Here is a 13,821-nt window from a genome sequence, read left to right as displayed (position 1 = left end):
CATCGACATGACCGCAAAAGTGCAACGTTTGCGCGAGATGATCGGCGACCGACCGGTGCATATCGAAATCGACGACTGGCGGGAGGGTTTGTTGTTAACCCAGTGCACCTTCGGCAGCAGCCCGCACGGCGCGAATATTGTCGCCATAGACCGACGGGTTTGAAACTGACCCGCCTTTAAAAACTGCTGATCCGGCGACCAACACGTCAGCGCCTGCAGCGGCCACCAGAGGCGCTGTTTTGGGATCAACACCGCCGTCGATTTCGATATGCACCGGTCGGTCGCCGATCATCTCGCGCAAACGTTGCACTTTTGCGGTCATGTCGATGAATTTTTGCCCCCCGAAGCCGGGGTTGACGGTCATGACGCACACCAGATCAGTCAGGTCCAACAGGTGCTCGACGGCCTCGGCGGGCGTCCCGGGATTCAACGCGATCCCTGCTTTCATTCCCGCAGCGCGTATCGCCTGCAGCGTGCGGTGCGAATGCGGCCCCGCTTCGACATGCGCGGTCAGCACATCAGCGCCCGCATCGGCATAGGCTTGAATATAAGGGTCGACCGGAGTGATCATCAAATGCACATCCATGACGGTCTTAACATGTGGGCGAAACGCTTTGACCGCTGGGGGACCAAAAGTGAGGTTTGGGACAAAGTGGCCGTCCATCACGTCCACATGAACCCAATCCGCCCCTTGAGCTTCGATGGCCTGAATCTCCTGTCCGAAATTTGCGAAATCGGCTGACAGGATCGAGGGAGCGATCTTGATGGAACGGTCAAAGCTCATGACTGGCCTCATGTGGGTGTGCTGTTGCGGTGGCGTATACCCTCGACTCGCGTCAATGCATAGGCCTGACTGCGGTGAATCTGATCGATAGATTCAATATACAATCCCGCCAGTTCAAAGCCTGCTCAGGCGCGATAGAAAAGATATCGATCGGGCGCGATGGTCTCGGGGCCTTCAATCTGAGCAAAACCCGTCAACGGTTGCCCTGAAATCAACAACCCGCCGGGTCGCATGACCTGTTTGATCAAAGGGCTGAGGTGTGCCGCTTCCGCAACATCTTCGGACTTGATCCCGCGGCCGAAATCGTAGTGCGCCAGCGCGATTGTTTGGCCTGCGTCCGCTAGTTTACGCAACATCGGCTCGGCCTCACCCTGCAGGAAATCCTGTGCCGGTGGCGTGCTGTCGGGATGACACTGCAAGACGCGATCCATCACCCATATACGCCGAGAGGGCAGGATTTCACGCAGATGATCATAGGTACGTCCGTTACCTAGCCCCAGGTCCAGAACGTCCCCTTCCATGGTGCCGATCTGTGCGGCGGCCCAGTTTAGCCCGTCGCGTTGCGCCGTCAGGCGGCGCAGCATGGAATCCAGTCGGCTCATTCGGGCTCTCCTTGCGAGTTCAGTTACGTGGTGCGGTCCAGGGTGTGCCCGGTCCATCAAGCAGCCTGTGCAACAGATCCTGTGTAAACGTCCAGATGTCCTGATCATGGACCAGATGATGCGTCAACACCCCAAATGCTTCGGCATTGTCTGCGCGACCGGTGCGTCGGTCATGCAGCAGCTCAACTGTCTGTGCGATCAGTCTGTCAGGGTCGATTAAACCGCGCTTCCCGCGCCAGTCGATTGGATCGAGATGTGTGTCTATCTGCGCGAGGCCGGGCGCCGCGAGCGGTATCTTTCGGGGGGTCGCCGTCGACAGTATCCGATAGCCCAGCCCGTGAAGCTGCATGGCGACTTTGGAGTCGATCCGATTCCACGGGGGCACAAACATCGGACGCAAGTTGTCACCGAACAAACCTCGCAGCCGGGACAATCCAGCCTCGGCATCTGCAACTACCGCTTCAAGGGGCCGGTGCAGGCGAAATTCGGCTTTCTTCTCGTCTGCAGGCGCGTGGTTCTGATGCGCCCAGCCATGCACAACCGGGATCAAAACAGACTGATCTGACACATACTCTGCAAGTACCGTCTGCGCCTCACGCGGGATTACCGCCAGATGGACTGGCAGGCCGAGCTCGTCTGACATGGCCGATAGCTTTTCTATCTGTGGTGTCACTGCAACTGCATCGTCATCACGCCACCACAAGGGCAGGGTCAATCCTGCATCCTGCCAGCGCCGCAACTCTGACTGCAAGGGGCGCCAATCAGGCCTCATCGGCTGGCCTCGTACAAGCTCACTGCAATTTCCACCGACCGGCGTGCACCATCAAACCCGTTGGTCATAGGGAGGCGTTCAGCACCCGAAATGACATGCTCAAGCGCATTCGCCAGTGAGTCCGCGTTCAGGTCAGAACTGTTAAGCACCTTGATCCCGTTCAACTGAGACAGAGATCTCGCGCGCAAAGTCTGTTCAACCTCTTTTCCATCATCGAACGGTATCAGAACCGCCGGGGTACCGCTTTGCAGCAGGTCCATGGCCGTGTTGTAACCGCACATGCTGACCGAAGCGGCGGCAAGCGGTAGCATTTGGCGAAAATCAGGGCGGACGGATTCAAGAAGAACCGAGGTACTCTGGGTCATTTGCGAAAGCTCGGAAATTCGCGCTTTTGCATCCTGCCCGCCCACCAACAATCGCCAGCGCCTGTTGGGCATCTTTTGGGCGGCCTCGATGGCCGCTCGAAAGATCGGCTGGCCGACCGACCCGCCACCCGCGCTGACCAATATCTCGCCTTGGCCTATGCCATCTGGATGGCTTGGCGCAGCACTTGGGGCGACGAAACCGGTGTAATGAAGGCGCGATGCCAGTTGAGCCGAGACAGGCCAACTGACCTCCAGCTTGGTGATCTTGGGGTCGGAATGGACCAGAACGCCGTCGTAAAACTCTGCGATAACCTCATCCGTTTGGCTTACCTTTGCGGGCTTCGATGGCGGCGCAAGAATGTCACGGATCGAACCAAGGATGACGGGTGGCCGAGGTAGGTCTCGTGCGGCTTTCAATGCAGATTTGAACTCCGCGGCCAACGAGCGCCGCCCGAACGGATAAAGCTCGGTGATCAGAACCTGCGGCCCGAAGCTGCTTACCGCCTGCGTCAGGGCGTTTGTGCGCGCAGCGAAGTAGACCAAGTCGGCCGCAGCGCCATGCTGATCAAGCAAGCGAGTGAAATCTGTGCCATCAGACCGCAGCGGCGGTAAATTCAGTAATGATAACCCACGTGTGTCAAGCTGAGGCGCAGGCATGCCACCCGAGACCACAAACACCTCGTGGTCCTGTTCGGCGAATGCGCGCCCCAATGTAACGGCCCGGCTAAGGTGTCCGGTCCCCAACAGATGGGTAACAACGATCATCACCTTCATGGTCAAACCTCACGCGCAATTAATCGAACCGGTTCGGGTTCAGGCCGCATTTCGTCCAGGTTTACGATAAACAGTCTGTTGCGCTTGATCTTAAACGGTGCGGGGCCGGCAAAATTCCAGCCCCAGGCCTTGGCCAATATTACTCTCATGATTCCGATGTGGCAGACTGCAAGACTGTCTCCCTGCAACTCGGTCAACCATGGATTAAGCCTTGCCCATAATTCAGCCGGGCTTTCACCGCCCGGTGGCCGATAATCCCAGCCCCAGTCTTCGATGTGGCGATAGCCGCTGTCGGGGATTTCGATCAGTTCGGCACCGCGCTCTCCCTCCCATTCGCCCCAATTCATCTCGATCAGCGCCTGAGATGTTTTGGGCGCTCTACCCGATACCAACTGCGCTGTTTCAGACGCGCGGCTTAGCGGGCTGGACCAGATTGATGCTGCGTTCCACGGCGATGGCAGGCAATACCCCGCAAGTTCAGCCCGCGCGTCGGCATCCAGCGGAATGTCGCTGCGCCCCTGAATGCGACCCGCGCGATTCCAATCCGTGTGTCCATGTCGCAGAAGGGCGAGGCGGGTCATCGGTTTTTCTCCAACAATGGGCGCACAGTGGTCCAGAACCGTTCGGTGGCGGATGGCATCAGATGGCGTTGCGCGACATATGCGTGGGCACGATTGCCCTCAGACTGGCTCAGGTCGGGATGGTCCAGAAACCTCTGTATACGCGCGGCCAACCCTTTGGCACCCGATACGGTATCGGGATGATCGGAAGGTATCAGCACATCACGAACACCGGGGCGATCTTGTGCTGCGACGGGAACGCCGCAGGCCTGGGCCTCAAGATAGACCATTCCATAGGCTTCGTTGACCCCGGGCCAAACGAACAAGGACGCCTGGCGGTACTGGACCTGCAACGTGTCCCGATCCAGCTGACCCAGAAACCGGACACGAGGTCCGAACCGCGCCATCAGCGCCTCGACTTCCAATCGGGCCGGGCCATCGCCTACCACGTCCAACGCCCAATCCCCTGTCAGATGTTCCAGCGTGTCGGCCAGAATGGCGTACGAGGCCAGCTTGTCCCCCGGCCGCATCATGCCCACGGTCAGCATCGGCCCATCACGGGTCGAAACAGGGGGCAATTCCGTGATGGGAAGAAACGGAGGCAGTTCCACCAACGCCTGCGTACCGAACCTTTCCCGTTCTAACGTGATCAGGTCGTTGGCTGTGTGGTAGAAAATCACCTGCGCGCTGTCGCACGCATCATGCGCCGCTTGCGCAAAATCAGCCCATGGGCCTGCAAGCCGGCTGGTGGCGCGGGTACTTTCCAGCTGCACATACGGGATGTCTCTTGCGCGGCTCACGGCCGGGCCGAGCAGATCGGGGGCCTTGTAGTAGTTGTGATAAGTCACCCACAGGTTCGTGTCAGAGGGCAGTTCCTCAGCCAGTCGTGCAGCCTCGGTCGTTGCTTTGCGACGTAATTCGTCCTGAAGTGCCCGGTCGCCTGCCTTGTCGTAAATCCGCAATTGCGAGGCCAGCTCAACAATGTCTCCCTGAGCGCCGAGGGCCTGCATCAGGTTGCGGGCCATTTCGCGATCACCCGAGGGCTTGGGACTGTCGGGGGACTTCATCGGTGCATAGAAAGCCACCCGCGCCATCAGGGCTCGTCCGCGCACAAGGCGCTGAGCCGCTCGGACAAGCGACGTATGCCCGGGTCCATCCGGAAGTCGGCGATCAACCGGTTATACGCGGCCTTAGCCATCTCGGCCGTTCTCGCCGGGTTCTGGGCGAGATCCACAATAGCCGAGGCCAGAGAGGTCGGGTCATCTTCTGACAGCTGACCGTGAACACCGGATTCAATGAACTCCGGGATGGCTGACACCGGCGTTGACAGGATCGGGAGGCGCTGGGACGCGGCTTCCATCAAAACATTGGGTAAACCATCGCGGTCGCCGTCGGCAGCAATTCTGCTGGGCAGGACAAACAGATCAGAGCGGCGCATCTCGGCAATGACTTCCGGTTGATCGCAAGCCCCCATCCACGTGATCCGATCGGAAATCCCTGCGGCATCGGCTTGTGCGCTCAACTCGTCGCCCAGATTTCCGCCGCCGATATGGGTCCAATGCCAATTCAGCGATCTGGGGAGCAGCGCGAAAGCTTGGAGAAGCCGGTCAAAGCCCTTCTTTTCGACAAGACGCCCGACCGACAGCATGTGAAAGGGTGCATCCACTGCACGCGAACACTGCTGGGGAGGTGCAGGAAACCGCGACAGGTCCAGCCCATGATAGATCAGTTCTACCCGCGCAGGATCATCAGCCAGTTCGCGCAGATGTGCGGCACCAAGGGCAGTACAGGTTGCCCCGAAGATGGCGCCGTGAGAGGCCAGTTGCAGCTTTTCCCGCTTTTCCCAGTCTGGTGAGGTCCAGATATCTTTGGCATGCGCCGAAAAACTCCAGGGCAGGCTGCGCATGATAGACGCATAGCGGGCGACCGAAGACGGAGTGTGCATGAAATGCGCATACAGCGCCCGCGTTTGATCGGGCAGCTCAGCGGCCAATACGCAGGCCTGACCAAACCGGCGAATTCGGTTGTGAGTCGGGTCTCGGCGCAGGTCTTGCCGCCAGACCTGGTAAGCTTGCGCGTATCCGGGCAGACGAGCTGCAATGTCTCGCGCAGTCGCCAGCCGCTCAGGCTCTTCATAAAGGTATTCCGGCAGGTAATGCACCTGCCCCTTGAAGCGATCGTGCAGAGGATGGCGCTTGGTATCGGTCGGATGGCGCAACGACCAGATATCGAAGCTGTGCCCTGCCTCCTGCAAGGCCACCAATTCTTGCGCGATGAACGTCTCGGACAGGCGCGGCCAGCCTTTGACCAGCACCGCCAGCTTGGGGGGTTCGCGCGTCATCCGGTGGCGCGCTCTTGTTCCGCGCCTAGCAGCGCGTTTATGCGATGGGTGACGTAGCTTAGCCCGTCCAACAGCCCTGCGCGAATGGCCTGCGAAGGCAGCGGCTGATGGGGCAAGGCGCGGATCGCGCGGATCATTGCATCCGCTGTCAGACCGTCACGGTTTTCATCCAGCATGCGTACCAGACCCAGATCCTCAGCGCGCGAGGCACGAATCCATTGCTCCAGCCGCGGCGTCGTGCGCGGAACAATGACGGCGCGTTTGTCGAAGGACAAAACCTCGCAGAAGGTATTGTACCCGCCCATGCAGACCACACCGGCAGCGCCCGCGAACAGCGTTTCGATCTGCGATTCAAAGCCAACGGCGGTCACACGGCCATTTAGGGCGGCGACACGGGTTTCAAAATCTTCGCGTAGTTCGCCTGACAGGAAGGGCCCATAGACCAGCACAGCGCGGGGTGACAGATCCGGGTCTTTTTCATATGCGGACAGCACCAAATTGACCATCGCCTTGCCATCGCCGCCACCACCAGGGGTGATCAGGATATACGGTTGTTCTGGTGGCTCACCAACCGGCCCAAGATCGCGACGTAGATACCCTGTCCAATGAATGCGCTGTTGCGTCGCCGGGCTGAGGGGAAGGCCTTGTGTAGGATCGTAGACCGATCGCAACCCATATACCCAGATCTCATCATAGAATCGTTCAGTCGCCGAGATCGCGTCCTTACGCTCCCATTCGGCGGCCAGTACTTCGGGCTCATCCAGAACGTCGCGCAGGCCCAGAACCAATTTGGTTGAGCAGGAGTTTTCAAGATACTCAAGCGTCGGCAGCAGCTCACCGCGAAAACCGGTAGGCTCTTTGTCGACGATCAGCACATCGGGGTCGAACTGTTCGACAGATGTCTGGATCAGGCTTGCGCGCAACTCGGTCACATCATCGATGCCCATGCCGATGGTCTGCGAAGCATACGAGCCGTCGGCGCGTTTGGTGACCCCGGGTAGACGGACATGGTCAACCCGACGCGGAAAAGTAAACCGTCCGGCAATGGGTGAACCGGTCAATATGAGGGCCGAAGCGCGTTGATCGGCTTGTGTTATGGCCGCAGCCAGCGCGCGTGACCGGCGCAGGTGACCCAGGCCGAACGTGTCGTGACTATATAGCAGGATGCGCGGTGCGCGGCCGTGATTTTCGTTTTTGATCCCTAGGCTCATGCCTTCGCCTGTTTCGGTTCCAGTGCAACTCCGCGCGTCTGCACCTGATTATCGTAATTCTGCCAGACCTTCTTGCCAAAGGCACAGATTCCGCCGTCCAAATGCGCCAAACATTGCGAATTGGCAACAGCATAATGCCACCGCCGACAACAGGCGCACCTTGCGATATGCAGGCCGATGGTTCTTCATGCACAAGCCAATTCGGAGGCTGGACGCCTCAGGTGGTCATATTCAATTTTTGTTGTCTTGGAAACACTTTATCCCATCCATTGCGTCAGGAACACGGGCTCTCACGATGTTGACACCGCGTGTGCGGATGATTTGAACAGCCTTCTGAGGTTCTATAGTCTTGGACGCAGCTACGAATTGGATGCGATATACGATGAAAATGAATGTTCTGGCCGGGCTGATTTTGGTGATTTGGGCGGCGATGCTGGCCAGTGCAACCGACGCGGTTGCGCAAACTTCGCTTATTCCGGGATACCCAATAGGATCAAGCGAGGAAACCGGTTCTTCAAGCTCTGCCGCTGACAGCGATCTGGCGGCGGCCATTCGATCCGCTTCCGAGGCGGGCGCAAGCGTAATCGTAATCGACAGCGCCGGGCAGGTTGTATCGGCAGCGGGCAATAGTGCCGACGCGACGCCAGAGGCAGATAGCATTGATCACATGGCTGAGGGTTCTCAGCTGATGAAGGCGCAAGAGCGGTTCTCAAAGTTCCGGGATTCCGTACGCTCGCGGATGGAGGCGCTGCCCTATTCGGTCTTTGAGGTCCAATACATCCTCAGACAGACCAGTCCGGACGGGCGGATCCAGACCTATGTCGAGGTGTTGGTCCTGAACGTGTTGTTCCTTTTGCTGGGGCGATGGTTGTCGATCGAAATCTACGGCAAGCGCATCGCGAAGCGTTTGGTGGTTGCGCGCATCAAGGAAAACCCGGTTGGCTATCGTGAAAAGATGCCTTTCCTTGTGTATCGTTTCGTGATGGGCATTGGCGGAACGATCTTTGCCATGCTTATGGCGCTGATCGTTGGCTATCTGTTCTTTGGTGAAGCGGAAGACATATCAATCCAGTTTACCGTTACGGCAATCTTTACCGCGTTTTTCCTTTCGCGCACTGTCTCGGACTTGTGGCGGATGGTTCTGTCGCCTTACCTTAGCCAGTATCGCCTGCCGCCTTTTTCAGACCGGGACGCCAAGCGCCTGTATGTTTGGGCGTCAGCACTGGCGACCTATGACATCTCGGTTGTTCTGTTCTCGACATGGGTCGCGGATTTTGGGCTGAACTATAACGTCTATGCCATGGTCTATGGTAGCCTGACGCTGATCGGGGCGCTAGGCAACATACTGATGATCCTGTTCAATGCGCGCGCGATTTCGAACGCCATTCGTGGCGGGCGTGCTCCGGATCAGGTGTCTTGGATACTGAAGTTCATCTCTTTCGCCTGGGCGCCGGTTCTGGTGCTTTATATGGTGTTCAGCTGGTTCAAACTGGCCGTTGATCTGGTGCTGGAGGTTCAGGATTCGATCCCGATCGTGGCCAGCAGCTATGCCATCTTTATGTCCGTCGTCGTGGCCTACGGCGCGATGAACTATCTGCTTGAAAGGTATTTTGATCGCAATCGCAGAATTGAGGTGATGAATGCCGACGCAGAAGCGGCTGAGCAGATCGAGGATGAGCTGGTGGCTGATACGCCGCAGGCTGAAAAGCGCAAACACGCCATTCTGACGTACGAAGACCTTGCCCGTCGTGTGGCAGGCATTCTGGCCTTTGTGGTGGGTCTCTATGCGCTGGTAGTGATATGGAACCCGCAGGCCAATTGGTCGGATGACTTGCCTATCGAGCGGGCGCTGGATGTGATGGTGATCCTGTTTATGGGTTACATTCTGTTTCACTTCTTCCGCGTCTGGATCGATAGCAAGATCGCGGAAGAGACGGATGACGGCGGTGCTGAAGCCGAGCTGGGCGACGAAGGAGGCGAAGGCGGGCAGAGCCGTCTTGCAACTTTGTTGCCTCTGTTCCGCGGGGCCATTCTGGCTGTGGTCGTTGTGACCATCGCGCTGATTGTATTGATGGAACTGGGGATCAATGTCAGCCCGCTGTTTGCCGGTGCAGGTGTTGTGGGTCTGGCCGTTGGTTTCGGGTCGCAAACCCTGGTCCGCGACATCTTCTCGGGTGCGTTCTTCCTGATGGATGATGCTTTCCGAAAGGGTGAATACATCGACATTGGTGATGTGAAAGGGACGGTCGAAAAGATATCGGTCCGGTCCTTCCAACTGCGCCACCACCTTGGTGCGCTCAACACGATCCCATTTGGAGAGATCAAGGTTCTGACAAACTATTCCCGCGACTGGGTAATCATGAAGCTGCCGTTGCGGGTGACCTATGACACCGATGTCGAAAAGGTGCGGAAGCTGATCAAGAAGCTGGGTCAAGAGCTGCTGAGCGATCCGGTGATTGGTGATAACTTCATCCAGCCGCTGAAATCGCAGGGTGTGATCGAAATGCAGGATTCTGCAATGATTATCCGGGTCAAGTTTATGACCAAGCCGGGCGATCAGTGGCTGGTGCGCAAAAAAGTCTATCAGGATATTCGCGAGCTGTTTGCCCGAGAAGGTATCCGGTTTGCGCATCGGGAAGTCACCGTGCGACTGGCGGATGACAAAGAGGCCGAAGACCTGACTCCCAAACAACGCGAGGCTGTCACAGGGGCCGTTCAGGCCGCGATTGACGAAGACTATCTGGACGATATCGGCCCCGGCGTTGGTGATGATCGCTAGGAGGGCTCCCGCCCCTTTGGAATGCGTCTCTGACGAGAGGCCATCCAAAGCGTTGGGCGAGGCCGCGCGTTCCGCGCGGCGGCAGCTTTAAGCGGTAAGTGACGGCCAAGTGGGCTGCGAAGTTCCCAGTTTGGACGCAGGCAAAGCCCAGTGCATCTTTGCGGATCCAACGGTTAGCGCCGGCTTCAATCGATAGCCGGGCCCCCACCCGGAAGGTTCGAGCGCATCCGCATAATCGACAGGCAGCGCCTCGGTAATTTCGTCACCGGGCTCGCTCTTGGCGAGGGTGGCCAGCAATTCGGCGGTGCGCGCCAGCGAGAGCCTGGCATCCATAACAGCGTGTCCAGATGCGGCTTCGGCGAGCGCCGAGAGCAGGGCGGCAGCCATCAAGTAACCAGTTGCGTGATCCAGCGCCTGAACAGGCAACGGAGTTGGCTTGTCGGCCCCCGCCCAACCCATCCCTGCATGTGCGATTCCGGAACTCATCTGTACAAGGCTGTCAAAACCGCGGCGCGCTGCCCATGGTCCTTGCCAGCCATAGGCGTCGAGCGTGACTTCAACCCTGTTGGGGGCAAGCTGATCCCGCATGTTTTTGCCCAGACCGAGTGCGTCCAAAGCGCCGGGCCGATACCCGTGGACAAATATGTCCGCTTGGGCCAGCAGCTCTTGCAGTTTTGCTTTTCCATCGGGTGATTTCAGGTTCAGATAGGCGCAGTGCTTGCCGAGAGAAATGTCAGGAATGACGCCAGGTTCATCCCAGCCGGGTGGATCAATCCTCAGGACCTCGGCGCCGAATCCCGCGAGTGTTCGTGTTGAGACGGGCCCAGCCAGAATGCGGGTCAGATCGAGCACACGCAGCCCAGCAAGAGGTCGCGCGGCAGTCGCCTGAGGTCGATCACGTAGCTGAATATTGCGTGGCCCCTGCCATCCGATCAACGGCTCGCGGGCCAATATGCGTCCTTGCGGATGGTCATGCCACTCAGAGCGGCTGCGCATTGCGGCAGCGACGCCGCCCTCGGCGACAATCGCGGCTTCCAGTTCAGAGATGCTCCAATCCCGAACCGCGCGCGATACCAGCGCACGGTCCGGCGCGACTTGCAAAACACTAAGGGCGGCGGCGCGATGACTGGGCAGGTTGGTGTGCAGCCTGATCCACCCATCAGAGGCCTGATAGTCACCAGCAATCGCGTCCCAAAGGCTGGGCATATCCCACCCTTCGGGTTTGAAGGAAAAGCCATACCACAAGGAGGCCAGTCGATGATCTACGGCCACCTCCGGAGGTGCAGGCGCCAGGTTCAAGGCTGTCACAAGGCGCGACAGCTCCTGCCCGACTGCCGCAAAACTGGCCGTCGCCAGTTCCGAGACCGCAAAGGCGCTGGGCCGCGCACCCGCCCCATTGACCCTGTAGGTGTCAGGTGAGGGGAGGGCGGACAGCAAGCTCATTGCTGATAGGGATCAAGGCTGTCGCGCAACCCGTCGCCAAGGAAGTTGAAGGCCAGCACGACGACGATGATTGGCAGCATCGGGATCGCGGTCCATGGATAGATTTCGATTGAGGCGAGGTTCTGCGCATCGTTCAGCATCACGCCCCAACTGACCGCCGGGGCCCGCAGTCCAAGGCCAAGGAAGCTGAGGGCGGTTTCGCCCAAGATCATCGCAGGGATTGATAGCGTGGCCGAGGCAATCAGATGCGACATGAAATTGGGTAGCAGGTGCTTTCGGATCACACGACCGGAACTTGCGCCCATCATCTCGGCCGCACGTACGTATTCCTCTTCTCTGAGAGACAGGAATTTTGCGCGGACAGATCGGGCAAGGCCTGGCCAATCGAGAATACCGAGGATGATCGAGATGATGAAGAATACCGCGACCGGGCTCCAATTTGATGGCACCGCGGCGGATAAGGCCAGCCAGAGGGGAAGTTCCGGCAGCGAGCGCAGGATTTCGATCACACGGTTGATGGTCCAGTCGATGCGCCCTCCGAAATACCCGGCCATTGATCCGAACAGGATGCCGAGGAAGAAGGATACCGAAATGCCGATCAGGCCCACTGTCAGCGACAGTTGCGCGCCATATAGGATGCGGCTGAATACATCGCGGCCCAGACGGTCCGAGCCCCACAGAAACAGCGTGGCCCCTTCGGGTGCGCAAAACAGGTGCGTATCGGATTTGATCAAGCCTGCGAGTTTGTATTCTGACCCTTCGCAGAAGAACTGGATTGGGCGCGGGTCTTCCGTGTCAGCGACGAATTTCCACTGGAAAGTTTCAAGGTCTGCCTCTGCAACTATTGGATAAACGTAGGGGCCGATGAACTTCCCCTCATGAAACCAGTTGACCGACTGGGGTGGAGCATACAGGTGCTCTCCGTTCCGGTCATTGGGGCCGTAGGGGGCAATAAAGCCCGCAAAAGGCAGCATCAAGTAACAGAGCAGCAAGAAGAGGCCAGAAATCAGACCCAGCTTGTGGGTCCTGAACTTGCGCCAGACCAGCACCCAATTAGGGGCATCGAGATCTGCGCGCTCAAGCTGCTGAATAGAGGCCTGCGGGTCAAATGGTGCGTCGTCGACATAGCGACCATCGGGTTTGTCGGTCATGCTTCGCGCCCCTCATAACGAATGCGCGGATCAAGCATGACCAGCAGGATATCGGAAATCATGGTGCCGATCAGCGTCAGCAGAGCCACGAACATAAGAATGAAGGCCGACAGGAACTGGTCCTGCGTTTTCAAGGCAGTCAGCAGGGTCGGGCCGATTGTTTGCAGACCCAGAACTACCGAGACCAAAACCGACCCTGAAACCATCGAGGGCAGCAGGTTGCCAATGTCGGCGACAAACGGGTTGAAGGCCACGCGCAATGGGTATTTCGTCAGCATCCGCGATGGGGACATGCCCTTGGCGATTGCTGTTTCGACATAAGGTTTCCCTAGTTCATCCAGCATATTGGCGCGCAGGCGCTGCATCATGGCCGAAGCACCCGAGGTTCCGATGACGAAGGTCGGAACGATCAGGTGGACAAGGATGGATTTCAACTTGTCCCAACTCATCGGTTGTCCCTCAAAGGAAGGGTCCATCAGTCCGCCGATGGGCAGGTTGAAATAGCGATGGCCATAGTAGAACAGGATCAGCGCCAACAGGAAGTTCGGGGTCGCAAGACCCAGATAGCCTACAAAGGCCGAGGTATAGTCAATCCACGTCCGTGATCTGGCCGCAGCGATGACCCCCAATGGCAGAGCAACGGCATAGACGAATAGAATGGCAGCCAGATTGACCACAACCGTCAACCACAGCGTATCGCCCACGATCTCGCGCACGGGGCGGTCAAATTCGAAGGACCAGCCATAATTGCCCTGTAACAAGCCTTCGAACCCATGCGGTCCGGGCCAGAAGCCCATCCAGATCAGGTACTGCTCGGGCAACGACCGGTCCAATGAGTATTCCTTGCGCAGAAACTCGGCCTTGGCGACACCGGCGGACTGTCCTGAAGCCTGCAGTTCGGCGATCTGGTTGCTGAGATAGTCGCCGGGGGGCAGGTTGATGATCACGAAAATCAGAACCGACACCACCAGCAATGTCAGCAGCATCGTGAAAAAGCGATACACCGCGTAGCGCAGCATGACCATTTAGCTGCTCCTGA

At 58.4% G+C, this 13,821-nt stretch carries 12 protein-coding genes and 1 pseudogene; 2 read left to right on the top strand and 11 right to left on the bottom strand.

From position 1 onward, the window contains the following. A pseudogene (locus tag ACR0EN_RS13505) lies at window positions 1–73 on the top strand (ribulose-phosphate 3-epimerase); the annotation flags it as partial. A 21-nt stretch (window positions 74–94) separates the two neighbouring features. On the opposite strand, the gene rpe reads toward ACR0EN_RS13505, so the two are convergent. The 8 genes from rpe to ACR0EN_RS13465 form a co-directional block, all read right to left on the bottom strand. Next, complete coding sequence (gene rpe / locus ACR0EN_RS13500) at window positions 95–784, bottom strand: ribulose-phosphate 3-epimerase (RefSeq protein WP_480587195.1); 690 nt, start codon at window positions 782–784, stop codon at window positions 95–97. A gap of 125 nt (window positions 785–909) precedes the next feature. After that, window positions 910–1,386, bottom strand: coding sequence for a class I SAM-dependent methyltransferase (locus tag ACR0EN_RS13495; RefSeq protein ID WP_480587191.1), 477 nt, complete (start codon window positions 1,384–1,386; stop codon window positions 910–912). Between the two features lie 19 nt (window positions 1,387–1,405). After that, window positions 1,406–2,158, bottom strand: a complete 753-nt coding sequence (locus tag ACR0EN_RS13490; protein ID WP_480587187.1) for a polysaccharide deacetylase family protein — start codon at window positions 2,156–2,158, stop codon at window positions 1,406–1,408. Beyond that, window positions 2,155–3,297: a glycosyltransferase family protein gene (locus tag ACR0EN_RS13485; protein WP_480587184.1), complete on the bottom strand. Its 1,143-nt coding sequence runs from the start codon at window positions 3,295–3,297 to the stop codon at window positions 2,155–2,157. The genes ACR0EN_RS13490 and ACR0EN_RS13485 overlap by 4 nt, the downstream gene beginning before the upstream one ends. A 2-nt stretch (window positions 3,298–3,299) precedes the next feature. Then, window positions 3,300–3,878: a histidine phosphatase family protein gene (locus ACR0EN_RS13480; protein ID WP_480587181.1), complete on the bottom strand. Its 579-nt coding sequence runs from the start codon at window positions 3,876–3,878 to the stop codon at window positions 3,300–3,302. After that, window positions 3,875–4,951, bottom strand: coding sequence for a glycosyltransferase (locus ACR0EN_RS13475; RefSeq protein ID WP_170818131.1), 1,077 nt, complete (start codon window positions 4,949–4,951; stop codon window positions 3,875–3,877). The genes ACR0EN_RS13480 and ACR0EN_RS13475 overlap by 4 nt, the downstream gene beginning before the upstream one ends. Next, window positions 4,951–6,198 carry a glycosyltransferase gene (locus ACR0EN_RS13470; protein WP_170818130.1) on the bottom strand — a complete coding sequence of 416 codons (1,248 nt, stop codon included), beginning with the start codon at window positions 6,196–6,198 and terminating at the stop codon, window positions 4,951–4,953. The genes ACR0EN_RS13475 and ACR0EN_RS13470 overlap by 1 nt, the downstream gene beginning before the upstream one ends. Then, on the bottom strand, window positions 6,195–7,409 hold the full coding sequence (locus tag ACR0EN_RS13465; protein WP_170424455.1) for a hypothetical protein: 1,215 nt from the start codon (window positions 7,407–7,409) through the stop codon (window positions 6,195–6,197). The genes ACR0EN_RS13470 and ACR0EN_RS13465 overlap by 4 nt, the downstream gene beginning before the upstream one ends. Window positions 7,410–7,791: 382 nt before the next feature. Between ACR0EN_RS13465 and ACR0EN_RS13460 the strand changes: the two genes are divergently transcribed. Then, on the top strand, window positions 7,792–10,188 hold the full coding sequence (locus ACR0EN_RS13460) for a mechanosensitive ion channel family protein (RefSeq protein WP_170636474.1): 2,397 nt from the start codon (window positions 7,792–7,794) through the stop codon (window positions 10,186–10,188). A gap of 87 nt (window positions 10,189–10,275) precedes the next feature. Here ACR0EN_RS13460 and ACR0EN_RS13455 read toward each other — a convergent pair whose 3' ends face one another. From ACR0EN_RS13455 to ACR0EN_RS13445, 3 genes are read right to left on the bottom strand one after another with little or no spacing between them, the layout of a single operon-like run. Further along, a complete protein-coding gene (locus ACR0EN_RS13455; protein ID WP_480587176.1) occupies window positions 10,276–11,631 on the bottom strand; it encodes a CoA transferase in 1,356 nt (451 codons plus the stop codon). Then, on the bottom strand, window positions 11,628–12,782 hold the full coding sequence (locus ACR0EN_RS13450) for an ABC transporter permease (protein WP_170424449.1): 1,155 nt from the start codon (window positions 12,780–12,782) through the stop codon (window positions 11,628–11,630). Before ACR0EN_RS13450 ends, ACR0EN_RS13455 begins: the two co-directional genes overlap by 4 nt. After that, window positions 12,779–13,807 (bottom strand): ABC transporter permease, encoded by a 1,029-nt coding sequence (locus ACR0EN_RS13445; RefSeq protein ID WP_170397654.1) that lies wholly within the window; start codon window positions 13,805–13,807, stop codon window positions 12,779–12,781. The genes ACR0EN_RS13450 and ACR0EN_RS13445 overlap by 4 nt, the downstream gene beginning before the upstream one ends. Between the last annotated feature and the right edge of the window lie 14 nt (window positions 13,808–13,821).

It is taken from the genome of Ruegeria sp. AB7, from assembly GCF_056542625.1.
This window is presented reverse-complemented; position numbering and strand designations above follow the sequence as displayed.